This window comes from Pseudomonas sp. MDT1-16 (assembly GCF_054898115.1).
In genome coordinates this window covers 1767151-1792240 of record NZ_CM142717.1, presented here as the reverse complement: position 1 = coordinate 1792240, position 25090 = coordinate 1767151, and the positions used below count along the sequence as shown (strand labels likewise).

Annotated in this window: 25 protein-coding genes; 15 read left to right on the top strand and 10 right to left on the bottom strand. The window is 59.7% G+C overall.

From position 1 onward, the window contains the following. The 5 genes from ACYZT3_RS08070 (at nt 1) to ACYZT3_RS08050 (ending at nt 5383) form a co-directional block, all read left to right on the top strand. Nucleotides 1-933 carry an ABC transporter substrate-binding protein gene (locus ACYZT3_RS08070; protein ID WP_462031831.1) on the top strand — a complete coding sequence of 311 codons (933 nt, stop codon included), beginning with the start codon at nt 1-3 and terminating at the stop codon, nt 931-933. Continuing rightward, entirely contained in the window at nt 930-2831 is a 1902-nt protein-coding gene (locus ACYZT3_RS08065; protein WP_282375658.1) for an ATP-binding protein, read from the top strand. The genes ACYZT3_RS08070 and ACYZT3_RS08065 overlap by 4 nt, the downstream gene beginning before the upstream one ends. Nucleotides 2832-3078: 247 nt before the next feature. Next, nucleotides 3079-3594, top strand: coding sequence for a 3-hydroxyacyl-[acyl-carrier-protein] dehydratase FabA (gene fabA / locus ACYZT3_RS08060; protein WP_042560484.1), 516 nt, complete (start codon nt 3079-3081; stop codon nt 3592-3594). Nucleotides 3595-3605: 11 nt separating this feature from the next. Continuing rightward, nucleotides 3606-4826 (top strand): beta-ketoacyl-ACP synthase I, encoded by a 1221-nt coding sequence (fabB, locus tag ACYZT3_RS08055; protein ID WP_462031830.1) that lies wholly within the window; start codon nt 3606-3608, stop codon nt 4824-4826. Nucleotides 4827-5194: 368 nt separating this feature from the next. Then, nucleotides 5195-5383 (top strand): hypothetical protein, encoded by a 189-nt coding sequence (locus ACYZT3_RS08050; protein WP_282375654.1) that lies wholly within the window; start codon nt 5195-5197, stop codon nt 5381-5383. Between the two features lie 70 nt (nt 5384-5453). On the opposite strand, the gene ACYZT3_RS08045 is transcribed toward ACYZT3_RS08050, so the two are convergent. The 5 genes from ACYZT3_RS08045 to cysM form a co-directional block, all read right to left on the bottom strand. Beyond that, complete coding sequence (locus ACYZT3_RS08045) at nt 5454-5996, bottom strand: DUF2058 domain-containing protein (protein WP_282375653.1); 543 nt, start codon at nt 5994-5996, stop codon at nt 5454-5456. Nucleotides 5997-6024: 28 nt separating this feature from the next. Then, nucleotides 6025-6858, bottom strand: a complete 834-nt coding sequence (gene mazG / locus ACYZT3_RS08040; RefSeq protein ID WP_282375766.1) for a nucleoside triphosphate pyrophosphohydrolase — start codon at nt 6856-6858, stop codon at nt 6025-6027. 5 nt (nt 6859-6863) lie between these two features. Next, nucleotides 6864-9107: a GTP diphosphokinase gene (gene relA, locus ACYZT3_RS08035; RefSeq protein ID WP_282375651.1), complete on the bottom strand. Its 2244-nt coding sequence runs from the start codon at nt 9105-9107 to the stop codon at nt 6864-6866. A 124-nt stretch (nt 9108-9231) separates the two neighbouring features. Continuing rightward, nucleotides 9232-10584 carry a 23S rRNA (uracil(1939)-C(5))-methyltransferase RlmD gene (gene rlmD / locus ACYZT3_RS08030; protein ID WP_282375650.1) on the bottom strand — a complete coding sequence of 451 codons (1353 nt, stop codon included), beginning with the start codon at nt 10582-10584 and terminating at the stop codon, nt 9232-9234. After that, a complete protein-coding gene (cysM, locus tag ACYZT3_RS08025) occupies nt 10584-11486 on the bottom strand; it encodes a cysteine synthase CysM (RefSeq protein WP_131060350.1) in 903 nt (300 codons plus the stop codon). The genes rlmD and cysM overlap by 1 nt, the downstream gene beginning before the upstream one ends. A gap of 170 nt (nt 11487-11656) precedes the next feature. Between cysM and ACYZT3_RS08020 the strand changes: the two genes are divergently transcribed. Next, nucleotides 11657-12859: a TolC family outer membrane protein gene (locus tag ACYZT3_RS08020; protein ID WP_462032350.1), complete on the top strand. Its 1203-nt coding sequence runs from the start codon at nt 11657-11659 to the stop codon at nt 12857-12859. A 354-nt stretch (nt 12860-13213) separates the two neighbouring features. On the opposite strand, the gene ACYZT3_RS08015 is transcribed toward ACYZT3_RS08020, so the two are convergent. Then, the gene (locus tag ACYZT3_RS08015) at nt 13214-14644 is read right to left on the bottom strand and encodes a sensor histidine kinase (protein ID WP_282375648.1); all 1431 of its coding nucleotides are present in this window, start codon (nt 14642-14644) and stop codon (nt 13214-13216) included. Further along, nucleotides 14631-15353: a response regulator transcription factor gene (locus ACYZT3_RS08010; RefSeq protein WP_282375646.1), complete on the bottom strand. Its 723-nt coding sequence runs from the start codon at nt 15351-15353 to the stop codon at nt 14631-14633. The genes ACYZT3_RS08015 and ACYZT3_RS08010 overlap by 14 nt, the downstream gene beginning before the upstream one ends. A 23-nt stretch (nt 15354-15376) precedes the next feature. Between ACYZT3_RS08010 and ACYZT3_RS08005 the strand changes: the two genes are divergently transcribed. The 5 genes from ACYZT3_RS08005 (at nt 15377) to ACYZT3_RS07985 (ending at nt 20457) form a co-directional block, all read left to right on the top strand. Further along, a complete protein-coding gene (locus ACYZT3_RS08005) occupies nt 15377-15544 on the top strand; it encodes a hypothetical protein (RefSeq protein ID WP_282375645.1) in 168 nt (55 codons plus the stop codon). 23 nt (nt 15545-15567) lie between these two features. Further along, nucleotides 15568-18321 (top strand): response regulator, encoded by a 2754-nt coding sequence (locus ACYZT3_RS08000; protein WP_282375644.1) that lies wholly within the window; start codon nt 15568-15570, stop codon nt 18319-18321. Nucleotides 18322-18548: 227 nt separating this feature from the next. Then, a complete protein-coding gene (locus ACYZT3_RS07995; RefSeq protein ID WP_462031829.1) occupies nt 18549-19541 on the top strand; it encodes a 2-hydroxyacid dehydrogenase in 993 nt (330 codons plus the stop codon). A 77-nt stretch (nt 19542-19618) separates the two neighbouring features. Further along, on the top strand, nt 19619-20053 hold the full coding sequence (locus ACYZT3_RS07990; RefSeq protein ID WP_282375642.1) for a hypothetical protein: 435 nt from the start codon (nt 19619-19621) through the stop codon (nt 20051-20053). Further along, entirely contained in the window at nt 20053-20457 is a 405-nt protein-coding gene (locus tag ACYZT3_RS07985; protein WP_282375641.1) for an META domain-containing protein, read from the top strand. The genes ACYZT3_RS07990 and ACYZT3_RS07985 overlap by 1 nt, the downstream gene beginning before the upstream one ends. 61 nt (nt 20458-20518) lie before the next feature. Here the strand turns inward: ACYZT3_RS07985 and ACYZT3_RS07980 are convergent, their stop codons facing one another. Next, nucleotides 20519-20986, bottom strand: a complete 468-nt coding sequence (locus ACYZT3_RS07980) for a TlpA disulfide reductase family protein (RefSeq protein WP_462031828.1) — start codon at nt 20984-20986, stop codon at nt 20519-20521. Nucleotides 20987-21100: 114 nt separating this feature from the next. Between ACYZT3_RS07980 and arsC the strand changes: the two genes are divergently transcribed. From arsC to ACYZT3_RS07965, 3 genes are read left to right on the top strand one after another with little or no spacing between them, the layout of a single operon-like run. After that, nucleotides 21101-21454: an arsenate reductase (glutaredoxin) gene (arsC, locus tag ACYZT3_RS07975; protein ID WP_123369215.1), complete on the top strand. Its 354-nt coding sequence runs from the start codon at nt 21101-21103 to the stop codon at nt 21452-21454. Beyond that, nucleotides 21451-22047, top strand: a complete 597-nt coding sequence (gene wrbA, locus ACYZT3_RS07970) for an NAD(P)H:quinone oxidoreductase (RefSeq protein WP_282375639.1) — start codon at nt 21451-21453, stop codon at nt 22045-22047. The genes arsC and wrbA overlap by 4 nt, the downstream gene beginning before the upstream one ends. 1 nt (nt 22048) lies before the next feature. After that, the gene (locus tag ACYZT3_RS07965) at nt 22049-22474 is read left to right on the top strand and encodes a DUF2069 domain-containing protein (protein ID WP_449646215.1); all 426 of its coding nucleotides are present in this window, start codon (nt 22049-22051) and stop codon (nt 22472-22474) included. A 123-nt stretch (nt 22475-22597) separates the two neighbouring features. On the opposite strand, the gene ACYZT3_RS07960 is transcribed toward ACYZT3_RS07965, so the two are convergent. Together ACYZT3_RS07960 and ttcA are read right to left on the bottom strand one after the other, a co-directional pair. Next, nucleotides 22598-23272 (bottom strand): DNA-3-methyladenine glycosylase I, encoded by a 675-nt coding sequence (locus tag ACYZT3_RS07960; RefSeq protein ID WP_282375637.1) that lies wholly within the window; start codon nt 23270-23272, stop codon nt 22598-22600. 19 nt (nt 23273-23291) lie between these two features. After that, nucleotides 23292-24116 carry a tRNA 2-thiocytidine(32) synthetase TtcA gene (gene ttcA, locus ACYZT3_RS07955; protein ID WP_462031827.1) on the bottom strand — a complete coding sequence of 275 codons (825 nt, stop codon included), beginning with the start codon at nt 24114-24116 and terminating at the stop codon, nt 23292-23294. A gap of 268 nt (nt 24117-24384) precedes the next feature. On the opposite strand from ttcA, the gene ACYZT3_RS07950 reads away from it, so the two are divergent. Continuing rightward, nucleotides 24385-24987, top strand: coding sequence for a Yip1 family protein (locus ACYZT3_RS07950; RefSeq protein ID WP_282375635.1), 603 nt, complete (start codon nt 24385-24387; stop codon nt 24985-24987). Nucleotides 24988-25090 lie beyond the last annotated feature (103 nt).

Genomic DNA, 25090 nt, shown 5'->3' with positions numbered 1-25090 from the left:
ATGCTGCATTGCCAGACACCGAAGACGCCAATCCTTGGCCGCCTGCTGGCCGGGTTGTGCCTGGTGTTTGCCGGCCTGCTGAGTCCATTGGAGGCCACCGCCGCGGACATTTTGCTGACCGGCGCCGAGGACAGCCCGGGCATGCAATCCTTCACTCAGGCCCTGAGTGAATTGCGGCCTGCCGATAACGTGCGCTTCCAGCCACTGGCCAGTCTGCCGGCGCCGGGCAAACTGCCCGCCAGCACCCGCTTGATTCTGCTCGACCTGCCGAGCCTCGACTGGCGCCTGCAAGACGCCCAAGGCCCGGCGACGCTGGTGCTGCGCGTCAGCCGCCTGCAAGCCCATCAGCATCTGGGCGCCACCCTGCCCCCGCGCCTCAGCCTGCTCTGGAGCGACCCGCCCCTGAAGCGACAATTGCGCCTGACCCGACTGCTCCTGCCTCAGGCCAGACGGGTCGGCGTGCTCTTCGACAGCCACAGCGAATTCCTCTTGAAAGAACTGCATCAGGCCGCCCACTCCCTGGGCCTTGAGGTGGTCACCGAGCGCTGGGATAACACCAACGACAGCCGACCGCTGCAGACCTTGCTGAAAAACAGCGACGTGTTGCTGGGCCTTGATGATCCCGACTTGTACAACCCGAAAACCGCGAAGAACCTGTTGCTCAGCAGCTATGCACGGCAACTGGCGCTGATCGGTCCTAACGCCGGGTTTGTCAGGGCGGGAAGCCTGGCCAGCACTTACAGCGATCAGAGCGATTGGCTGGCGATACTCGACGAACTGCTCGACCGGCCACCCGCCACGTGGCCACGTACTCACTACCCGCAACACTTCAAAGTTTTAAGCAACCCACAAGTGGCTCGTTCATTAGGGATTGAACAGATGAATGAAGCCTCTGTCGCAACACAGTTGGCCGAAGGAGAAAACCGCCCATGACCTTCCGTCGCCGTTGGGACATCAACACCCGCACACAAATCATCAGTCTCGGCCCTGCCCTGTTGCTGACGTTGCTGTTGATCAGCTTCTTCACCTTCGTGCGGATCCAGGACCTGCGCCAGGAGCTCAACCACACCGGGCAGCTGATCGCCAACCAACTGGCACCGGCCACCGAATACGGAGTGATCTCGGGCAACAACGAGGTGCTCGACAGTTTGCTCAAAGCCACCCTGGCCACGCCCAATGTGCGCTTTCTGGAGGTCCAGGACAGCGCCAACCGGATTCTGGTGTACGTCGAGCAACCGTCGGAAAACCACGACCGCTCGCACCAGGTTGAAGTGTTCCAGGCCCCGGTGCGGCTGCAACGAATCGCGCTGCACAATGATTTCTTCCAGGGCAGCAAAGTCGCCAACACGGCCCCCGCCGAGGACTACCTGGGACGGGTGATCGTCGGCCTGTCCAATGACGCCTTCAGCCAGCGTCAACAGGAAATCCTGTTCAAGGCCGGGATCCTGGCGCTGTTCGCCCTGCTGTTTACTTTTCTGATCGCCCGGCGACTGGCCGCCAGCCTCTCGCAACCGATCCGCGACATCAGCAACGCGGTCAAGGCGATTCAGGACGGCGACTACAAAACCCCGTTGCCGATCGTCGACGACACCGAACTGGGCGCGCTGTCGCAACACATCAACAACCTCGCCGACGGCCTCGAACAAGCCAGCCGCGAACAGCATCAAGCGATGGCGCAGTTGATCCAGACGCGCGAGGAAGCGGAAAAGGCCAACACCGCCAAATCCGATTTCCTCGCGATGATGAGCCACGAACTGCGCACGCCGATGAATGGCGTGCTGGGCATGCTGCAACTGCTGGAAACCACCGCGATGACCGAGGAACAGGTCGAATACGCGGCGCTCGCCTCGGAGTCCACCGAACACCTGCTCAAAGTCATCAACGACATTCTCGATTTCTCGCGCATCGAACGCTCGGAACTGGAGTTGGAGCACATTCCGTTCAACCTCGCGGACCTGATCGGCAGTTGCGCCCAGTCGTTCACGCACAGCGCCGTGCAACGCGGGTTAAACCTGACGCTACTGATCCCCGAGGACATGCGCACGTTGCAGGTTCAGGGCGATCCGACGCGCATCCGGCAGATCCTGGTCAACCTGATTGGCAATGCGCTGAAATTCACCGAACAGGGCCGTGTCAGCATCGAACCGCAATGGCAGTCGCTGGATCATGAACTGCTGTGGTTCACCTGCACCGTGCGCGACAGCGGGATTGGTATTTCGGCCGAAAGCCTGGAATTGATGTTCAACGCCTTCCAGCAGGCCGACAGTTCTATTTCGAGGCGTTACGGCGGCACCGGGCTGGGCCTGCCGATTGCTCGCACGCTGGCTGAACGCATGGGCGGCACATTACGCGCCCAGAGCGAGGAAGGTCGCGGCTCGGTGTTCACCCTGGAAATCCCGCTGGCACTCTATAAACAGACGCTGCCGGTGCTGGCACCGCGCACACCGACTGGCAACGGTGATGGCGAGGGGCGCAACGTGTTGCTGGTGGAAGACAATCCGGTCAACCAGACGGTCATCGAAGCAATGTTGCGCAGTCTGGGCTTTACTGTCAGCGTCGCCACCGATGGGGCGCAGGCGGTGCGCAGTGCCGAGAGTCTGATTTTCGAAGCCATTCTGATGGACTGCCGACTACCCATCATCGATGGCTATGAAGCCACCCGACAGATTCGCCAATTGCCCGGCTGCGCTGACTTGCCGATCATCGCACTGACCGCCAACGCCTTGCAGGGCGACCGCGAAGCCTGTTTATCGGCGGGAATGAACGATTACCTGGCCAAGCCCTTCAAACGCACGGATCTGCAGCAAATTCTGCAGCGCTGGGTGCAGTAGTGCAGGCCTTTCGGCTATCTGCGACTGGCGTGAAAGGCGAAAGTGCGGCAGTCTTAGGCACCCGAACAAGCCCGAAAAGGGGCTTGAATAATAATTTCAGTGCACAAGTGTACATTCATGTCCTTGGTGCTGTGACTTTCACCACAACGCAATAGTCTATGAGTAGGCTGCTGACTCGAGGCATGAACGCTTCGATCAGCCGGGAAGATTTGCCCCACCTGCCGCATGGGATTATTGAGGAGCTCGCATGACCAAACAAAACGCCTTTACTCGGGAAGACCTGCTGCGCTGCAGTCGCGGTGAGCTGTTCGGCCCAGGTAACGCGCAACTGCCCGCCCCCAACATGCTGATGGTGGATCGCATCACCCATATCAGCGAAGAGGGTGGCAAGTACGGCAAAGGTGAATTGGTCGCCGAGCTGGATATCACCCCGGACCTGTGGTTCTTCGCCTGCCACTTCGAAGGTGATCCGGTGATGCCAGGCTGCCTGGGCCTCGACGCCATGTGGCAACTGGTCGGCTTCTTCCTCGGCTGGCAAGGTTTGCCGGGGCGTGGCCGTGCGCTGGGTTCGGGCGAAGTAAAATTCTTCGGCCAAGTCCTGCCGACCGCCAAGAAAGTGACCTATAACATTCAGATCAAGCGCGTGCTGAAGGGCAAGCTGAACCTGGCCATCGCCGATGGTTCGGTCAGTGTCGACGGCCGCGAAATCTACACCGCCGAAGGCCTCCGGGTCGGCGTGTTTACCTCCACTGAAAACTTCTAAGGGTTATCCGCATGCGCCGCGTCGTTATCACTGGTCTGGGCATCGTTTCGTGCTTGGGCAATGACAAAGAGACCGTCTCCGCTAACCTGCGTGCAAGCCGCCCTGGCATCCGGTTCAATCCGGAATATGCCGAAATGGGTCTGCGTAGCCAGGTTTCCGGCTCCATCGACCTTCCCCTCGAAGAGCTGATCGATCGCAAGATCTATCGCTTCGTCGGCCACGCGGCGGCTTACGCCTACCTGGCCATGAAAGATGCGATCACCGATTCCGGCCTGACCGACGAGCAGGTTTCCAACGTGCGTACGGGCCTGATCGCCGGTTCCGGTGGCGCGTCGACCTTGAACCAGATGGAAGCGCTGGACATCCTGCGCGAGAAAGGCGTGAAACGCGTTGGCCCGTACCGCGTCACGCGGACCATGGGCAGCACCGTTTCGGCCTGTCTGGCCACGCCGTTCAAGATCAAGGGTGTGAACTACTCGATCTCCTCCGCCTGCGCCACCAGTGCTCACTGCATCGGTAACGCGGTCGAGCAGATCCAGATGGGCAAGCAGGACATCGTGTTCGCCGGCGGCGGTGAAGAAGAACATTGGAGCCAATCGTTCCTGTTCGACGCCATGGGCGCACTGTCCAGTCAGTACAACGAAACCCCGGAAAAAGCTTCCCGTGCCTACGACGCCAAGCGCGACGGTTTCGTCATCGCCGGCGGTGGTGGCATGGTCGTGGTCGAAGAGCTGGAACACGCTCTGGCCCGCGGCGCGAAGATCTACGCGGAAATCGTCGGCTACGGCGCGACCTCGGACGGCTACGACATGGTTGCCCCAAGCGGCGAAGGCGCCATCCGCTGCATGCAGATGGCCATGTCCACCGTTGACACTCCGATCGACTACCTGAACACCCACGGCACTTCGACTCCGGTCGGCGACGTCGCGGAGATGAAAGGTGTACGTGAAGTGTTCGGCGACAAGGCTCCGGCCATCAGCTCCACCAAGAGCCTGTCGGGTCACTCTCTGGGCGCCGCCGGCGTTCACGAAGCGATCTACTGCATGCTGATGATGGAAGGCAACTTCATGGCGGGTTCCGCCAACATCGACGAACTGGACCCGGAAGTGGCTGACATGCCGATCCTGACCAAGACTCGCGAAGACGCCACCATCAACACCGTGATGAGCAACAGCTTCGGCTTCGGCGGCACCAACGCCACGCTGGTACTGAAGCGCTGGCAGGGTAAGTAATACCCCGCCGCTTCACTGCACATAAAAACGCCCCGACTGGTTCGGGGCGTTTTTTTTATGCCTTTGCTTTTGCTTTTGTAGGAGCCAGGCTTGCCGGCGAAGGCGCACCCAAGGACGCCTTCGCCGGCAAGCCTGGCTCCTACAGGTACCGGTTTCAATCCGCCGTTTTCATCGTCGCGAACATGAAGCTTTTGTCATAAAACTCAACGCCCTGCGACCGAATGTCGCGTATTTGGCGGGCTGCAGGACTTTCTCTATTTTTGCAAAATTCCGTTACCAAACTCAGTCGTTTACTTAGCCAGCTAACCAAACATATAACAGAGTCCTGCACACGCCTTGCTGCAGATAACAGAGATTGGAGCTAGCAGATGACTGTAAAAGTAACTGAACGCGACGATTCACATAAATCCCATGAAGGTATAGCCGCCGGTATCCGGATCTGGGACGTGCACCAACAAGACATGCTGGTGGGGATGTTCCACTCCGAAACCGACGCCCACAGCTACAAGGCCGAACTGGAAAAACTGGAGCAGCAACGAGAGCTCCAATCCGCATAAGCAATGACAGCATTGAAAACGACAAACCCCGCCATACGCGGGGTTTGTCGTTGTTGCAGCCTTTAACGGCTCACCACATCAGATCGTCAGGGATCTGATAGGCCGCGTACGGATCGTCCTCGGTAGCGACTTCTTCGGTCTTGACGTTCAGCTGCACGATCCGCTGTGGATCGCGCTCCTGTATCTTCAGGGCCGCTTCACGCGGTATCACTTCGTAGCCGCCGGCATGGTGCACGATCGCCAGCGAACCGCTGCTGAGCTTGTTGCGCATCAGCGTGTTAACGGAGATCCGCTTGACCTTCTTGTCGTCAACGAAGTTGTAGTAATCCTCGGTCGTCAGCTTCGGCAGACGCGAGACTTCGATTAATTGCTTGACCTGGGCGGCGCGGGCCTTGGCTTCTGCCTTCTCCTGCTGCTGGCGGTTCAGCTCCTGGTCGCGCTTGACCTTCTCGGCCATGGCTTCCTGGGCGGCACGCTGCTGGGAGTCATCAAGTTCGATCTGACCTTTGTGGGCCAGACGCTGCTGCTTCTGCTTCTCTTTGCCGACCTGTTTGGCCTGCTTCTGGTTGACCAGCCCTGCTTTGAGCAACTGGTCGCGAAGGGAAATGCTCATGGTGCTTATTACTCACTTAGGCAACTGCTCAACCGCAGCTGGGCAAATTCTTTTCCTGACGTTTGGCTTCGCCCCACAAGGCGTCCAACTCTTCGAGGGTGCAATCTTCTATGGGACGGTGGGTATCGCGCAATGCCTGTTCGATAAAACGGAAGCGTCTTTCGAACTTGCTGTTGGCGCCACGCAGTGCAGTTTCCGGATCGACCTTGAGATGACGCGCCAGATTGACTACGGAAAACAACAGATCACCGACTTCATCGGCAATCGCTGCCGAGTCATTGTCGGCCATGGCTTCGAGTACTTCATCAAGCTCTTCGCGGACTTTATCCAGCACCGGCAAGGCGTCCGGCCAGTCGAAACCTACCTGCCCTGCACGCTTCTGCAACTTCGCGGAACGGGACAACGCCGGCAATGCGGCGGGTACGTCATCGAGCAAGGACAGTTGTTCAGGCGCGGATGATTTCTCGGCACGTTCTTCAGCCTTGATCTCTTCCCAGCGTTGCTTGACCTGCTCTTCACTCAACCGCGGAACATCCAGCGGCGCGTACAGATCACCGGTAGGAAACACGTGAGGATGACGACGGATCAACTTGCGGGTGATGCTGTCGATGACGCCGGCGAATTCGAAGCGCCCTTCTTCCCGGGCCAACTGGCTGTAATAAACCACCTGAAACAGTAAATCGCCCAACTCACCCTGCAAGTGATCGAAGTCACCGCGCTCGATGGCGTCGGCGACTTCGTAGGCTTCCTCAAGGGTGTGCGGGACGATGGTTTCGTAGGTTTGCTTGATGTCCCACGGGCAGCCGAACTGCGGGTCGCGCAGACGGCTCATCAGGTGCAGCAAGTCTTCAAGGCTGTACATCGGTTTCACGGCGTCCGGTTACGGCGGGTTTCGATAATGTTCGGCAACTGGGAAATCCGCCCCAGCAACCGCCCCAGTGCATCCAGGCCCGGAATCTCGATGGTCAGGGACATCAACGCGGTGTTGTCCTCTTTGTTCGAGCGGGTGTTCACCGCCAGCACGTTGATCCGCTCGTTGAGCAGCACTTGCGAGACGTCACGCAGCAAACCGGACCGGTCGTAGGCACGGATGATGATGTCCACCGGATAGGTGAGCACCGGCACTGGGCCCCAGCTGACCTGGATGATCCGCTCGGGCTCGCGCCCGCCCAGTTGCAGCACCGAGGCGCAGTCCTGACGGTGAATGCTCACGCCACGGCCCTGGGTGATGTAACCGACGATCGCATCCCCCGGCAGCGGCTGGCAGCAGCCGGCCATCTGGGTCATCAGGTTGCCGACGCCCTGGATCTGGATATCGCCGCGCTTGCCCGGTTTGTAGCCGGTGGCCTTGCGCGGGATCAGTTCCAGTTGCTCGTTGCCGCGTTCCGGTTCGACCAGTTGCTGCGCCAGATTGACCAGTTGTGCCAGGCGCAAATCGCCGGCACCGAGGGCGGCGAACATGTCCTCGGCGGTTTTCATGTTGGCCTTTTCGGCCAGCTTGTCGAAATCCACCGCTGGCAGACCGAGGCGATTGAGTTCGCGCTCGAGCAAGGTTTTGCCGGCCGCGACGTTCTGATCGCGCGCCTGCAATTTGAACCAGTGAACGATCTTCGCCCGTGCCCGCGAGGTGGTGATGTAACCCAGATTCGAGTTCAGCCAGTCGCGGCTCGGGGTGCCGTGCTTGCTGGTGATGATTTCGACCTGCTCACCCGTTTGCAGGCTGTAGTTGAGCGGCACGATGCGCCCGTTGATCTTCGCGCCGCGGCAGTTGTGACCGATTTCGGTGTGCACGCGGTAGGCAAAGTCCAGCGGCGTCGAGCCCTTCGGCAAGTCGATGGCGTGACCGTCCGGGGTGAAGATATAGACCCGGTCCGGCTCGATATCGACCCGCAACTGTTCCGCCAGGCCGCCGATGTCGCCGAGCTCTTCGTGCCACTCGAGGACCTGACGCAGCCAGGAGATTTTCTCTTCGTAGTGATTGGAACCGGATTTGACGTCGGTGCCCTTGTAGCGCCAGTGCGCACAAACGCCCAGCTCGGCTTCTTCGTGCATGGCGTGGGTGCGGATCTGCACTTCCAGCACCTTGCCCTCGGGGCCGATCACCGCAGTGTGCAGCGAGCGGTAGCCGTTCTCTTTCGGGTTGGCGATGTAGTCGTCGAATTCTTTCGGGATGTGCCGCCACAGGGTGTGGACGATACCGAGCGCGGTGTAGCAATCGCGCATCTCCGGCACCAGCACGCGAACGGCACGCACGTCGTAGATCTGGCTGAATTCCAGACCCTTGCGCTGCATTTTGCGCCAGATCGAATAGATGTGTTTGGCCCGGCCGCTGATGTCGGCATCGACGCCGGTGGCGGTCAGCTCATTCTTCAGCTGGCTCATCACGTCGGCGATGAAGCGCTCGCGATCCAGGCGCCGTTCATGAAGCAACTTGGCAATCTGCTTGTACTGGTCGGGCTCAAGGTAACGGAAGGACAAGTCCTCCAGCTCCCACTTGATGTGACCGATACCGAGACGGTGAGCCAAAGGCGCGTAGATATCGAAAACTTCGCGGGCGACGCGGTTGCGTTTTTCGTCATCGGCGGTTTTCACCGCACGGATCGCGCAGGTGCGTTCGGCCAGTTTGATCAGCGCAACGCGAACGTCGTCGACCATGGCGACCAGCATCTTGCGCAGGTTTTCGACCTGGCCCTGAGTGCCCAGCACCAGGGATTGACGGGGGCTGAGGCTGGCACTGATCGCCGCCATGCGCAACACGCCGTCGATGAGTTTGGCGACCACCGGACCGAACCGCTGGCTGATCGCCGGCAACTCAATCTGGCCTTCGCGCACGCCGCGATACAGGATCGCGGCAACCAACGAATCCTGATCGAGTTTGAGGTCGGCGAGAATTTCGGCGATCTCAAGGCCTGTGCGGAAACTCGAGGTCCCTTCGGACCATAGATTTTTCGCCGCATTGGCCTGTTGTTCAGACGCACGAGCGAACTCGCACGCTTCCTTCAAGGCTTCGCGATCCAGTGCCGGATCGACACTGACCGCGTGATCGAGCCAAGCCTCGAGATTGATACTGCCGTCGGTGTTGATCGGCTGGTGTGCTCTCACCTGTACCATCTTGCTTACCTTCCCTACGACGCAGATTCAATGCGTCAAATCGCTGACCTTTCGTTACCCGTGAACGCTCGCGGGGCTAATGCGAGCGCGGCACGGGCGGGCCAGTCGGACCAGACGAGCCGTCCTAGCTCGCTTCAAATAACGCCATGGCCTCGACATGTGCCGTCTGAGGAAACATATCGAGAATCCCGGCACGTTTTAACCGGTAGCCCTGCTTGATCAATTCGACCGTATCGCGCGCCAGCGTTGCCGGGTTGCACGACACGTACACCAACCGCTTGGCGCCCAGGGAGGACAGCTTGCGCACAACCTCGAAAGCACCGTCACGTGGTGGGTCCAAGAGTACCGCACAAAAGCCTTCGCGCGCCCATTCGGCATCGGTCAAAGGCTGGGATAAATCGGCCTGAAAAAACTTTACGTTATTCAGATTATTGCTAGCAGCGTTTGCAGCGGCACGCTCGACCATCGCCTGCACACCTTCCACCGCCACCACTTCACGAACGGCCTTGGCCAGCGGCAGTGCAAAGTTACCCAAACCACAAAAAAGATCCAGAACCCGCTCATCCGACACAGGCTTGAGCCAGTCCAGCGCCTGGGCGACCATCGCTTCGTTGACCCCGGCGTTGACCTGAATGAAATCCCCCGGCCGCCAGGCCAGGTTCAAGTCCCACTGTTCAAGTCGATAACCCAGCGCCTGGCCAGCCTCGACCGGTTGCGGTTCGCCGTCACCGTGCAGCCACAGTTGGGCTTCATGGAAGGCGCAGAAATCCTTGAGGATCGTCATGTCGGCGTCGGACAGCGGCGCCATGTGCCGCAGCAAAACGGCCAGCTTTGATCCGGCAAATAATTCCACATGCCCCAGCGTTTGAGGTTTGCTCAAGCGCCGCAACATTTCCGGCAAGCGGGTCATGATCGGCTGCAAGGGCTGTACCAGCACCGTGCATTCGTTGATCGCAACGATGTCCTGACTGCCTGCCGCGCGGAAACCGACTTCGAGTTTTTTCGCTTTCATGTCCCAGCGCACCGCCACTCGGGCGCGACGACGGTAACCGAATTCCGGACCGCTCAACGGCGCGGCCCATTCTTCGGGTACGACACCGGCAACCTTCGACAACTGCTCGGCGAGCATGCGCTGTTTCAGGGCGAGTTGTTCGTTGTGCGGCAGATGTTGCACGCTGCAACCACCACAGCGACCGGCATGCGGGCACGGTGCCGGGCGGCGCAGTTCGCTGGCCAGGAAGACGCGCTCGGTGCGCGCCTCGACCACTTTGCCGTGGGCGCCCAACACACGTGCTTCGACTTCTTCACCGGCCAATGCGCCGATGACGAACCAGGTGCGACCTTCAAAAAAAGCGATACCGCGACCGTCATTGGCCAGACGCTCGATGCTCAAACGCTGCTTTTTACCCGTCGGGATTTGCGGGGCCTTGCTGCCGCCCGTGGGTTGGAAGCGCAGGCCTCTCTCTTGCTTGGCCATCAGTTGGGCGCGTCGAAAATGCCGGTCGACAAATAACGGTCGCCTCGGTCGCAGATGATCGCGACGATCACCGCGTTTTCAACTTCCTGGGACAGGCGCAGCATGGCTGCCACGGCACCGCCCGAGGACACGCCGCAGAAGATGCCTTCTTCGCGGGCCAGGCGACGGGTCACGTCTTCGGCTTCGCTTTGCGCCATGTCGACGATCCGGTCCACGCGCTCGGCCTGGTAGATCTTCGGCAGGTATTCCTGCGGCCAGCGACGGATGCCTGGAATCGCCGAGCCTTCCATCGGTTGCAGACCGATGATCTGCACGCTCTCGTTCTGCTCTTTCAAGTAGCGCGAGACGCCCATAATGGTGCCGGTGGTGCCCATCGAACTGACGAAATGCGTGATAGTACCTTCGGTCTGACGCCAGATTTCCGGGCCGGTGGTGGTGTAGTGCGCTTCGGGGTTGTCGCCGTTGGCGAACTGATCCAGCACCTTGCCGCGGCCTTCCGCTTCCATTCGCTGGGCGAGGTCGCGGGCGCCTTCCATGCCCTCTTCCTGAGTGACCAGAATCAGCTCGGCGCCATAAGCCGTCATGGCGGCTTTACGTTCGGCGCTGGAGTTGTCCGGCATGATCAGGATCATCTTGTAACCCTTGATCGCGGCGGCCATCGCCAGCGCAATCCCGGTGTTACCCGAGGTCGCTTCGATCAGCGTATCGCCGGCGTGGATCTGCCCGCGCAACTCGGCGCGAGTGATCATCGACAACGCCGGCCGGTCCTTGACCGAACCCGCCGGGTTATTCCCTTCGAGCTTGAGCAAAAGGGTATTGCTGGTGGCGCCAGGCAGGCGCTGCAAACGGACCAGCGGGGTGTTGCCGACGCAATCGGCGATGGTTGGGTACTGCAAGGTCATGGCGTATTCGCAATCCAGACTGCGGGGGCGCCTATCATACCGGCAAACGTCGGCAGGCCATATCACGCAAAGTGCGGTGCTTATGGTTTATGGGAATAAGGTCGGATTTCTATCGGGGGCAGGCGTGCTGAAGGACTTGTCGGAGCTATCGCGACCGGCGCAGTCGGAGGATTTATCTTGGGACCAGCAGGTTTAGGAGCGGGTCAAATAGCAGCATCAACCGCTGTTGGCGCCCATATTGGTTACTACAGCGGAATGCTAGGCGGCCAGGTTCAAAATGCTTTCACAGCAGGGACAAATTACAACTAATCCTTCAACACAAAAGACAAAATCGTAGTTACGGCATACAGCTAATACAGCCAGTCTTTCGTTGGCAGAATTGGATGCAGTTTCAGCAGGGAGAGCTTCATCGTGTGCACGCGCAAATTGAGTTCGAACGCGCGGAGCAGGACTTGCTGCTGCGTGTTGTTCAAGCCTACTTTGAGATCCTAAATGCAACTGACGTACTTGAGGCGGTTCGAGATCTGCGCACCGTGGATACAGAGCAATTGGCGAGCGCCAAAAAAATGTTTGAAATTGGCAACGTCAGCATTATCGATGTACATGAGGCTCAAGCCAGTTTTGATCGAAGTACGGCGCAGTTTATCAAAGCTAGCAGTGATCTTGATCTAGCTCAATTCGCTTTAGTTCGAATCACTGGGCAGAATCCCAGCGCACTGAAAGGCTTCCACGACAGCGTGGCTCTTTCACCTCCGCAACCACTTGAGCTTGCCACATGGGTAGCGGCGGCTCGGCGGGATAATCTTGGCGTGCAAACTCAAGAGCTACTCCTAGATATCGCCGGTAGCGAAGTACATATCCGAAAAGCAGAACATTTTCCGACTGTTGATCTGGTAATCGGTCAAAACATGCAGCAAAACCCGAATGCCAATATCAATCGTACCGACTCATCTAGTATCGGGCTGCGTTTGAACATACCACTTTATAGCGGGGGCAAAATTGGCTCTGCTACTCGGCAAGCGATGGCAATGCAGGAAAAAACCGAGTTTGAATTGGAGGATGCACGCCGCGCTGCTGTGTTCGCAGCCAGACAGGCTTGGTCGGGTGTGGTGGATGGAATGGCGCAGGTTAATGCACTTGAGGCTGCGAAGTCGTCCGCACATTCGGCACTGGCCTCCAATACCATCGGCTACAAAGTAGGAATGCGAGTAGGTATCGATGTGTTGGAGGCTCAAGGGAAATTGAGTGACATCATTCAACAGTTATCTCGCGCACGTTATGACACCCTGCTGGCTCAGCTACAGCTTAAGGCCACAGTCGGGGCCTTAAGTGAAGCCGATATTATTGAAGTCAACGCGTTATTGAGTGGTTAAATCTCGCGCTTCGAACACAATTCCTGCACATACACAGGAAGAACTCACGCTCTTCCGAGCGTTGACTCTGGCTGAAAAATGATCAAGTTGTGCGACTAGGATAATTGTCGCACCAGTGGGGCGACTTTCTCTGACGGTTTTTGGTCCAGGGCAATAGTGTCAGCAGCGCTGACACTATTGCCGATTGGGTGACGCTGAGTCCGATATGTGCGCCTTTGAACGGAGTTTGCTCTGGGTAAAAATGATCAGGTTGTGCGACCAGGGAATTGTCTCACCAGTGGTGAGACTTTTTCGTGATGGTGACCGGAGGGCCTCATCGCAAGCAAGCTCGCTCCCACATGGGGATCGGGGTGATCACACCATTTGTGGCCGACACACCTCCACTGTGGGAGCGAGCTTGCTCGCGATAGCGTCATCACTCACACCATCAATATCAGCCACCAACCGCATATTCAACCGCAACCCGGTCTCAGTGTTCTCAGCCCACAAACTCCCGCCCTGCCGCTGCACCGCATTCCTCGCAATGCTCAACCCCAAGCCAAATCCACCATCCCCCGGCCGCGAACCGTCGAGCCGAATGAACGGACAGAAGATCCGTTCAAGATCTGTCTCTGCCACCCCACCGCCCTCATCCTCCAACCACAAATGCCAGAAATCGCCATCACGCTGCCCACCCAGACGCACAACGCCGCCCTGCGGTGAATGACGAATGGCATTGCGCAGGGTGTTTTCCAGCGCCTGGGCCAACGTATTGAGATTGCCGCGCACCCAGCAGGACGCATCCACCGCACACTGCAACTGGCTCGCCGGCCAGTCACTTTCATAGCAGGCATTTTCCGTAAGCATCTCCCACAACGCCTGGATCTGGATGGCTTCGTCGGGCAATGGTGCGCGCTCGGTGTCGAGCCAGGCCAGTTGCAGGGTGTCCTCCACCAGCCGTTGCATGCCATCGACCTCTCGACCAATGCGTTCACGCAACTGCGTCAACCCCTGCTCGCTTTCGCTGGCCACCCGCAGACGGCTCAGTGGCGTGCGCAATTCGTGGGACAGGTCGCGCAGCAGTTGTTGTTGCAGGGCCACTGTGCTTTGCAGGCGCTCGGACATGTGATCGAAGGCCTGCCCCAGTTCACCCAACTCATCCGAGCGGTTGGTGGTTTGGCTCGACAGGCGCACGCTCAACTGGTCGGCACGCCAGGCATTGGCCTGTTCTCGCAGACTGTTCAACGGCACGACCAGCAACCGATACAGACCGACGCACAACAGTAAGGTGAACAGTCCGGGAATCACGCCGTTGGTGATCACCCGCCAGAACACCCGGTAGCGGCCGGGCATAAAACGCTGGGGCAGTTCGATGACCAGACTGCCGGCGGACGGATCGTTGGGAAAAGGCACGCGCAGCCACGGTCGGCCTTTGCTGTGGCGACTTGTCGGCCAGTCCAGGCCGCGCAAAAAGGTCAGGCGCTGGATTTCTTTTTCCGTCAGCGGGTAACTGCTCAATGACTGCAAATCGCCGCCAATCACACCGACCCAAGCCGACTCGCGATGGCCGATACTCTGCAACCAGGCATCGACGTCTGCACTCTGGCGCTTATTCCACGCCTGCTCGGCCTCGGCGGCGTAGCGGGTCAGCGTGTCCCGGGCCTCGTTGGACAGGAACAGGTTTTTCTGTTCCATGTAGCGGCCCCAGGACCAACTGAGCCAGATCATCAGCAGACAGAACGCCACCAACAAACAGGCCAGCTTCCAGAACAGCGAATGCCTGCCTGGCAAGTCAGACCATTTCATCGACAGCACTCAATACGTAACCCTTGCCCCAGACCGTGCGCACTTCCCGCTCGGTATAACCGATGGCTTTGAGCTTGCGACGGATCTGGCTGATGTGCATGTCGAGGCTGCGGTCATGGGGCGCATAACCACGCTGCAAGACATGTTGATAAAGGAAGGCTTTGCTCAGGACTTCATCGCCGTTGCAGTTCAGCGTTTCCAGCAACCGGTACTCGCTGCGGGTCAGGCCGGCAACGTGTTCGCCATAAAAGACATCACAGCGTTCATCGTCGAAACTCAGGCTGCCCGTCGACGGGGCAAACGGTGCCGGCGCTGGCCGGCGGTCGAGCGCAACCCGCCGCAGGATCGCTTCGATGCGCACCCGCAACTCAACCATGCTGAAGGGTTTGGGCAGGTAATCATCGGCGCCTAGTCGAAAGCCGCTGATGCGATCTGCCTCGGCACCGAGCGCCGACATCAGCACCACCGGGGTGGAATGGCTCTGGCGCAACTGTGTCAGCACGTTCAGCCCGTCCAGGCCCGGCAGCAGAATATCCATCAACACCAGATCGAAGGCTTGCTGGCGGGCGATGGTCAGACCTTCCTGACCGTTCTGGCACCAGGTCACCTGAAAACCGCAACGTCCCAAGTGCTCATGAACATAAGCACCGAGCACGAGGTCGTCTTCGATGGAAAGAATTCGGGGGTGGGCAACAGAGATGGGAGTCATGAGTATCTGCAAATAATTCTCAGTTGGCGATTATTCAAGATTGCCTCGCGGTGGGCAACCCAAGCTTTGCCCATGACGTAAAAGTGGCGATCGAGCCGACGAATGCCGACATCAATTTTACGAAGATTGCCCGCCTGCAAATCGCTACACTGCGCAAGTGGCGCGTGCCGGACGTACGTGCAGGTCATTAAATAGCTGGATGCAGGAGAGATGCGTGCTCAAGAAACTGGGAATTAAAGGCCGCGTGCTATTGCTGACCCTGTTGCCGACCAGCCTGATGGCATTGATTCTGGGCGGCTATTTCACCTGGATGCAGCAATCCGACCTGCAAACCCAGCTCATGCAGCGTGGCGAGATGATCGCCGAACAACTGGCGCCTCTGGTGGCCCCAGCCATGGGCGACAAGAACACCGACCTGCTGGAACGCATTGCCACCCAATCCCTCGAACAAACAGACGTGCGCGCCGTTTCGTTCCTCGCGCCCGACCGCTCCCTGTTGGCCCATGCCGGCCCGACCATGCTCAATCAGGCGCCGGTCGGCAACAGTTCGCAGATGCTGCGCCGCAGCGGTAATGACGCGACGCGTTACTTGCTGCCGGTGTTTGGCAAGCACCGCAATCTGGCCGGTGACGTGATTCCCGATGAAGCCGACCGCCTGCTGGGTTGGGTCGAACTCGAACTGTCCCACACCGGCATGCTGCTGCGCGGTTACCGCAGCCTGTTCGCCAGCCTGCTGTTGATCGGCGCAGGCCTGGCCGGTGCGGCACTGCTGGCGTTGCGTATGGGCCGGACCATCAATCGGCCGCTGAGCCAGATCAAGCAAGCGGTGGCGCAACTCAAGGACGGTCATCTGGAAACCCGTCTGCCGCCCCTCGGCAGCCAGGAGCTGGATGAACTGGCGTCCGGCATCAACCGCATGGCCGGCACCCTGCAGAATGCGCAGGAAGAATTGCAGCACAGCATCGACCAAGCCACCGAAGACGTGCGCCAGAACCTGGAAACCATCGAGATCCAGAACATCGAACTGGACCTGGCGCGCAAGGAAGCCCTTGAAGCGAGCCGGATCAAATCCGAGTTCCTGGCCAACATGAGCCATGAAATCCGTACGCCGCTCAACGGCATTCTCGGCTTCACGCACCTGCTGCAAAAAAGCGAGCTGACCCCGCGCCAGCTCGACTATCTGGGCACCATCGAAAAATCCGCCGACAGCCTGTTGGGGATCATCAACGAGATTCTCGACTTCTCGAAAATCGAGGCCGGCAAACTGGTGCTCGACCATATTCCGTTTAACTTGCGCGACCTGCTCCAGGACACGCTGACCATCCTCGCCCCGGCCGCCCACGCCAAGCAGCTGGAGCTGGTGAGCCTGGTTTATCGCGATACGCCGTTGTCGCTGGTGGGTGATCCGCTGCGGCTCAAGCAAATCCTGACCAACCTTGTCAGCAACGCGATCAAGTTCACCCGAGAAGGCACCATCGTCGCCCGGGCCATGCTCGAAGAAGAGCATGAAGACAGCGTGCAACTGCGCATCAGCATTCAGGACACCGGCATCGGGCTGTCGAACCAGGACGTGCGCGCCTTGTTTCAGGCCTTCAGTCAGGCCGACAATTCGCTGTCCCGGCAACCGGGCGGCACCGGTCTGGGGCTGGTGATTTCCAAACGCCTGATCGAACAAATGGGCGGCGAGATCGGTGTCGACAGTACGCCTGGCGAAGGTTCGGAATTCTGGATCAGCCTGAGCCTGCCCAAAACCCGCGACGACGCCGAAGACCTGCCCGGTCCGCCGTTGCTCGGGCGCCGGGTGGCGGTACTGGAAAATCACGAACTGGCCCGTCAGGCATTGCAACATCAACTGGAAGACTGCGGCCTCGAAGTCACCCCGTTCAATACCCTGGAAAGCCTGGCCAATGGCGTGACCAGCGCGCATCAGACCGATCAGGCGATCGACCTGGCGGTGCTCGGCATCACCAGCAATGACATGCCTCCGGAGCGCCTCAACCAGCACATCTGGGACCTCGAACACTTGGGCTGCAAGGTGCTGGTGTTATGCCCGACCACCGAACAGACGCTGTTCCACCTCTCGGTGCCCAACCCGCACAGCCAGCTCCAGGCCAAACCGGCCTGCACCCGCAAGCTGCGGCGGGCCTTGTCCGACCTGATCAACCCGCGTCAGCACCGCAGCGAACCCGACGAACCGTTGTCCAGCCGTGCGCCAAAGGTGCTTTGCGTCGACGACAACCCGGCCAACCTGCTGCTGGTGCAAACCCTGCTCGAAGACATGGGCGCCAAAGTACTCGCGGTGGAAAGCGGTTACGCGGCAGTCAAAGCGGTGCAGACCGAAACCTTCGATCTGGTGCTGATGGACGTTCAGATGCCCGGCATGGACGGGCGTCAAAGCACCGAAGCGATTCGCCAGTGGGAAAATGAACGGCATTGCACGCCGCTGCCGATCGTTGCCCTCACCGCCCACGCCATGGCCAACGAAAAACGCGCGTTGCTGCAAAGCGGTATGGACGACTACCTGACCAAACCGATCAGCGAACGGCAACTGGCCCAAGTGGTGCTGAAGTGGACCGGCCTGGCGCTGCGCAATCATGGGCCGGAACGCTCCAGCGACAGCCACGGGGGCGGTCATGAGTTGCAGGTGCTCGATCACGAGGAAGGTTTGCGCCTGGCGGCCGGCAAGGCTGATCTCGCGGCGGACATGCTGGCGATGCTGCTGGCGTCGCTGGAAGCCGACCGCGAGGCGATTCGCTTCGCCCGGGAAAACAACGACCAGAACGCCCTGATCGAGCGAGTCCATCGCCTGCATGGCGCGACACGCTATTGCGGCGTCCCGCAACTGCGCGCCGCCTGCCAGCGCAGCGAAACCCTGCTCAAGCAACAGGACCCGAAAGCCCCCAGCGCGCTGGAAGACCTCGACCGGGCCATCAATCGCCTGGCCGCCCATGCCCGAATAAACGCTTGATGCAGCGCAATGACGCCGAACACCATCAGCGCTAAGCTCACCGGCCCCTGTAGCAGCTGCCGAAGGCTGCGTCCGGCGGCGAAGCCGTCGTAAATCCGGTAACCGCGGTTTACCTGAAAGATCTCAGTGTCTGATTTTACGACGACTGCGGTCGAGCGTGACCCCGGACCGAACGCAGGCTTCGCCAGCTGCTACATAAAGCGTGACCGAGTCAGTTGGAGGACCGCATGCGCACGATTCTTTTCAGCAGCCAGACCTACGACCGCGACAGTTTTCTCAGTGCCGAGCTACCGGCCGGCATCGAGCTGCACTTTCAATCGGCGCGACTGTGCCTCGATACGGTGGCGCTGGCGGAGTATCACGAGGTGGTCTGCGCCTTCATTAACGACGACCTCAGCGCACCGGTGCTCGAACGCCTGGCCGCCGGCGGCACTCGCCTGATCGCCTTGCGCTCGGCCGGTTACAACCATGTCGACCTGGCGGTGGCGAAGCTTCTGGGATTGTCGATTGTGCGCGTCCCGGCCTACTCGCCCCACGCGGTGGCGGAACATGCAGTGGCGCTGATCCTGGCGCTCAACCGACGTCTGCACCGCGCCTACAACCGCACGCGCGAAGGAGATTTCACCCTGCACGGGTTGACCGGCTTCGACTTGGTGGGCAAGACCGTCGGCGTAGTCGGCACCGGACAAATCGGCGCGACCTTCGCGAAGATCATGAACGGCTTTGGCTGCCAATTGCTGGCCTACGACCCCTTCCCCAACCCACAAGTCGAAGCCCTCGGTGCTCGTTACCTGAGCCTGCCGCAACTGCTGGCCGAGTCGCAGATCATCAGCCTGCACTGCCCGCTCAACGAGCAGAGCAAACACTTGATCAATCGCGAGTCACTGGCGCACATGCAGCCCGGCGCGATGCTGATCAACACCGGACGCGGTGGTCTGGTGGACACGCCGGCACTGATCGACGCGTTGAAGGACGGTCAACTGGGTTATCTGGGGCTGGATGTGTATGAAGAGGAGGCGCAGCTGTTCTTCGAGGACCGTTCCGACCTGCCGCTGCAGGACGATGTGCTGGCGCGGCTGCTGACCTTTCCGAACGTGATCGTCACCGCTCACCAGGCCTTCCTGACCCGCGAAGCGCTGGGCACGATTGCCGCGACCACCCTGCAGAACATCGCGGCCTGGGCGGCGGGCGCGCCAGTGAACCTGGTGAAGGCTGACTGAACCAGATCGAAGGTCATATGCCCGCGCCATACTGCGCTGATGTCCGTGCTAGCATGCCGCGCATACTTGGAGGACCCATGGTCGAACACGATTTCCGCTACAGCCTGATGAACCCGCAACACACCCTCACCGAATGCCGCGCCCTTGTGCCGGGGCGTTATCAAGTCACCGGTAACGGCGGCTCGATTCGTAATAACGACGTGTTGGTAGTGACCCTCAAGGGTGCCAAGGACTTGTCCATGCGCCTGACCGTCGAAACGGTTCGCCACCTGATCAACCCGCCCGGCCAATGGGTCGCGGTGGCCAGTGGTCCGGTGTTCGGAGAACTGGCGATTCACACCTGGAAAGTCAACTGCGACAGCTGCGCCAAAGAGCTGAGCTTCGAGTTCGCGGTCGACGCCAAGCTGGGCAACAAGGCTGAAAAGCCTGCTGCCACTGCACGGATCGCTGAGTTGGGTTGGACCACCGCCGCCGAGAAGCACCTGTGCCCGAAATGCCAGGAGCCCGCGTGATGAAACGCCTTGCTCTGACCGCGATGGTTGGCGCCAGCCTGCTGGGCTGCGCCGCCGAGCCGGTTCAATTGCAACAGAACCGCAGCTACATTCTGGAATGGATCGGCGAACGTCCGTTGATGGACTACAGCCATTTGACTGTCACCCTCGATGAAGACGGTCGGGCCTATGGCAACGGCGGCTGCAATCACTGGTTCGCGCCGTACACCCTGGAAGGCGACAAGCTGAGCTTCGGTAAAGTCGGCAGCACCCGCAAACTGTGTGCGCCGGCGTTGATGGAGCAGGAAAAGCGTTTCCTCCAGGCGTTGGAAAACGTTCAGCGTTGGGACGTCTCGCCGATCGCGCAGATGCGTTTCTGGCCGGCGCAAGGGAAGCCGTTGCGTTGGTGGCTTGAAGAAGGTTGATTCTCCCGCACCGATCGTTCCGACGCTCCGCGTGGGAACGATCAGCGTACGATCGTCACGGTCAGTTCGTCGCCTGCAACGCCTCCAACTTCGCCATCACCCCCGCCGCCGTCTGCTCACCCATCAGCTGTTCCCTTACCTTGCCTTTGTTATCGATGATGTAAGTCACCGGCAACGCCTCACTGCGCGGCAATTCAAAAAGCTCCGCCGGATCCGCAGCCAGTACGGTGAACTTGATCCCCAGCTTCTCGCTGGCGCTTTTCAGCTCTTCACCCTGCACGTTGTCGAAGTTGACCCCGAACACCCCAATCTTCCTGTCCTTGAGTTGATCGGCCAAGGTGTTCAATTCGGGGATCTCGGTTCGGCACGGCCCGCACCATTCAGCCCAGTAATTGAGCACCAGCCATTGTTTGTCCAAACGTTCGGCGGCGACTTTCTGGCCGTTCTGGTCGACGCCATAGTCGTTACCGCAGCCCCCCAGCATCAACGTGCCCATGATCGCCAATGCCGCTGCCAGTCGCCTAGTCATGTCGTGATCCTTGTTGAAAATTGAATGCGTCTGCGACCCATCGCCTACCAAGGTTCTGGATTACGCGCTGCACAGTTAGAATAGCCGTCACTTTACGCAAGATGCGAACCGCACATGACCGATCTGACGCTTTATCACAACCCGCGCTGCTCGAAATCCCGCGGTGCGCTCGAACTGCTCGAAGCTCGTGGCCTGACCCCGACGGTGGTCCGCTACCTGGACACCCCGCTGGACGCCGCGCAAATCCAGAGCCTGCTGACCAAGCTGGGCATCAGCGCCCGGCAACTGCTGCGTACCGGTGAGGACGAGTACAAAACCCTCAACCTGGCCGACAGCAGCCTCAGCGAGGCGCAATTGATTGCCGCCATCGCCGCCAACCCGAAACTCATGGAGCGCCCGATTCTCGAAGTCGGCGACAAAGCCATCATCGGCCGGCCGCCGGAGAATGTGCTGGAGTTGCTGCCGTGAGTGCGCCGTACATTCTGGTTCTGTATTACAGCCGCAGCGGCTCGACCAATGAAATGGCCCGACAGATTGCCCGGGGCGTCGAGCAATCCGGGATGGAAGCGCGCCTGCGCACGGTGCCGCCGATTTCCACCGAGTGCGAAGCCGTCTCGCCGGACATCCCCGACGAAGGCGCGCTGTACGCCAGCCTCGACGACTTGAAGAACTGCGCGGGCCTGGCCCTCGGCAGCCCGACCCGCTTCGGCAACATGGCGGCGCCGCTCAAGTACTTTCTCGACGGCACCAGCAACCTGTGGCTGACCGGCGCTTTGGTGGGCAAACCGGCCGGGGTTTTCACCTCCACCGCGAGCCTGCACGGTGGCCAGGAAACCACGCTGCTGTCGATGATGCTGCCATTGCTGCACCACGGCATGCTGATCACCGGCCTGCCGTACAGCGAATCGGCCTTGCTGGAAACCCGTGGCGGCGGCACGCCTTACGGCGCCAGCCATCACGCCGGGGCCGATGGCAGACTCGGTTTGAATGAGCATGAAGTCGCGCTGTGCCGGGCCCTGGGCCTGCGCTTGGCCAAGACCGCACAGAAACTGGAGCGCTAACGTGGCCAAGAAGCCGAAGATTCTGCCCTCCATCGAATGGCTCGAACCCAGGGTTCGAGCGATGCGCGTCATCAGCCTGCTGTGCTTTTTCGGTCTGGTGGGGCTGCTTTGCGCCTACTACCTGGTGGTCGCCGACCTGCACGGCGCAAGGCCGTGGGTGATTCTGCTGATCGAACTGGTGCCGCTGCTGTTGCTGGCGCCGGGGATGATTGTCGGCAGCGCGCGCGGGCATTCATGGATGTGTTTTGTGGTGAACCTGTATTTCATCAAGGGCGCACTGGCGGCGTATGACCCGAACCGGCAGTTGTTTGGTTTGCTGGAGATGGGTGCGAGCCTGGCGGTATTCTGCTCGGCGCTGCTGTATGTGCGGTGGCGGTTTCAGTTGAACCGCAAGTTGGCGGGTGAAGGCGAAACCTCCGCCGCCTGACGGCCCCCACAGTGATCGTTCCCACGCTCTGCGTGGGAATGCATCAAGTGACGCTCCGCGTCACAGGGACGCGGAGCGTCCCGGGCGGCATTCCCACGCAGAGCGTGGGAACGATCATCTTCGTCAATGATTCACTGTGTACGCCAGCATCATCGAAATCTGGCTCATCGGCCGCCCACCACTCTCTTCATGCCACTGATTGAACACGCCCTGCACCGTGGCCAGATCCCGCAGGCTGGTCGGCACCTTGTCGACGATCTTCTGCGCATTCAACGCCGCGACCACGTCGTAGCTCGGCACAAACGTATCCTTGCCCACCATCCGCAAGAATCGCGGTGCCGACAACCCGCCCAATTGATGACCGCGCTTTTTCAGGTAGGTCCACAACCCAACGATATCCGTGACCGGCCAATCGGCGATCAACGCGCCGAAACTGCCCCTCTCATGTGCCTCGTCCAGGATGAACTGCGCATTGCGCGGCACGCTCTTGAGCTTGCCCAGATGGCGAATGATCCGCGCGTCCTGCATCAAGCGCTCAAGATGTTCGGCACTCATCAGCACGACTTTTTCCGGGTCGAACTTGAAGAACACTTCTTCGAACGCTGGCCATTTGGCGTCCACCAAACTGTGCTTGAGCCCGGCGCGGAACACGCGCAGCGCCATGGTCGAGAGGTAGCGGTCGTCGCTGATCTTGCGTAGTTGCGTCGGGGTTTTCGGAACGGGCAGATGGGCTTCCAGTTCAGCCGCTGAACCGAAGCGGTTCAGACAGTATTCGTGCAGCCACTTGTAATCGCGCATGCCCTCTCCCAAGGTTTGATTAGAGATTCACAACATTGACGAAGCGCGATGCCGCGGTTTCGTCGATACGCAGGCTGGTGAAGTCGAACAGATTGCGGTCCGCGAGTTGTGACGGGATCACGTTCTGCAAGCTGCGGAAAATGCTTTCGGTGCGGCCCGGGGTTTTGCGCTCCCACTCCTGAAGCATGTCCTTGACCACCTGCCGTTGCAGGTTTTCCTGAGAACCACAGAGGTTGCACGGGATGATCGGGAATTGCTTGAAGTCCGAGTAGGCCTGGATGTCTTTTTCGTTGCAGTAAGCCAGCGGGCGGATCACCACGTTGCGGCCATCGTCGGCCCGCAGCTTCGGCGGCATGGCTTTGAGCGAACCATTGAAGAACATGTTCAGGAAAAAAGTCTCGACGATGTCGTCGCGGTGATGACCGAGGGCCATTTTGGTCGCGCCGATTTCGTCGGCGAAGGTGTAGAGCGTGCCGCGACGCAGGCGCGAGCACAGCGAACAGGTGGTCTTGCCTTCCGGGATCAGCTCCTTGACCACCGAATAGGTGTCTTTCTCGACGATGTGGTATTCGATGCCCAGCGCTTTGAGGTAGGCCGGCAACACGAGCTCAGGGAAACCCGGCTGCTTCTGGTCCATGTTCACGGCCACGATCTCGAACTTGATCGGAGCGACCTTCTGAAAGTGCATCAGCACGTCGAGCAGGGTGTAGCTGTCCTTGCCACCGGACAGGCAGACCATGACCTTGTCGCCGTCTTCAATCATGTTGAAATCGGCAACCGCCTCACCGGCCTGGCGGCGAAGGCGCTTTTGCAGTTTGTTCTGGTTGACCGTAAGAGTGCCCATGACGCGAAATCCGTGAGGTGTGACGAAAGGTCGGCATTTTACGCAAAAACGCTTCGGGGGCGAAGAGCCTCCAAGCGACAGACCCTGCGGCGATTAACAGGCGTGTTTACAGCGCAATTTGCTCTAACACCCTACAACCCGCGCCGTGAAGACCTTTCTATACTGCGACATAAGGTCACACACATATCCAGACCTTTCCTTACTCGGCCACTTTGGCCCGTAGGCGCTCCACTGGGGGGCGACGGTAAAAACAAGAGGAGTGACTGGCATGATCCATCACGTAGTGGGGCTCTTCACCCACCCTGACCAAGAATGGAAAGAGATCCGTGGCGACCAGGAGGAAAGCATCAGCCACATGTATCTCACCCACACCCTGATACTGGCGGCGATCCCCGCAGTGTCGGCGTTTATCGGCACCACTCAGGTCGGCTGGGTCATCGGCAGTCGAGCGCCGGTGATGCTGACGGTGGAGAGTGCGCTATGGATGACGGTCATGTCATACCTGGCGATGCTCGGCGGTGTTGCGGTCATGGGCGCGTTCATCCACTGGATGGCTCGCACCTATGACGCCAACCCGAGCCTGGCACGCTGCGTTGCCTTTGCGACCTACACCGCAACACCGCTGTTCGTCGGCGGTCTGGCGGCGCTGTACCCACATATGTGGCTGGGGATGATCGTCGGCACCGCGGCCATCTGTTACACGGTGTACCTGCTGTATGTGGGGCTACCCACTTTCATGAACATTCCATCAGACGAGGGATTTCTGTTTTCAAGTTCGGTGCTCGCGGTAGGCCTGGTGGTGCTGGTGGCCATCATGGCGTTCACAGTGATTGTCTGGGGACTCGGCGTGGGGCCGGTCTATACAAATTAGTTACACATCACCCAAAAAACTAGATCTGCCAACACAGGCCGCCGCAAGGCGGCCTTCTACTCTCTAAGAAAGAGCAGGAAGCGACGACCATTCGGCGCCTGAG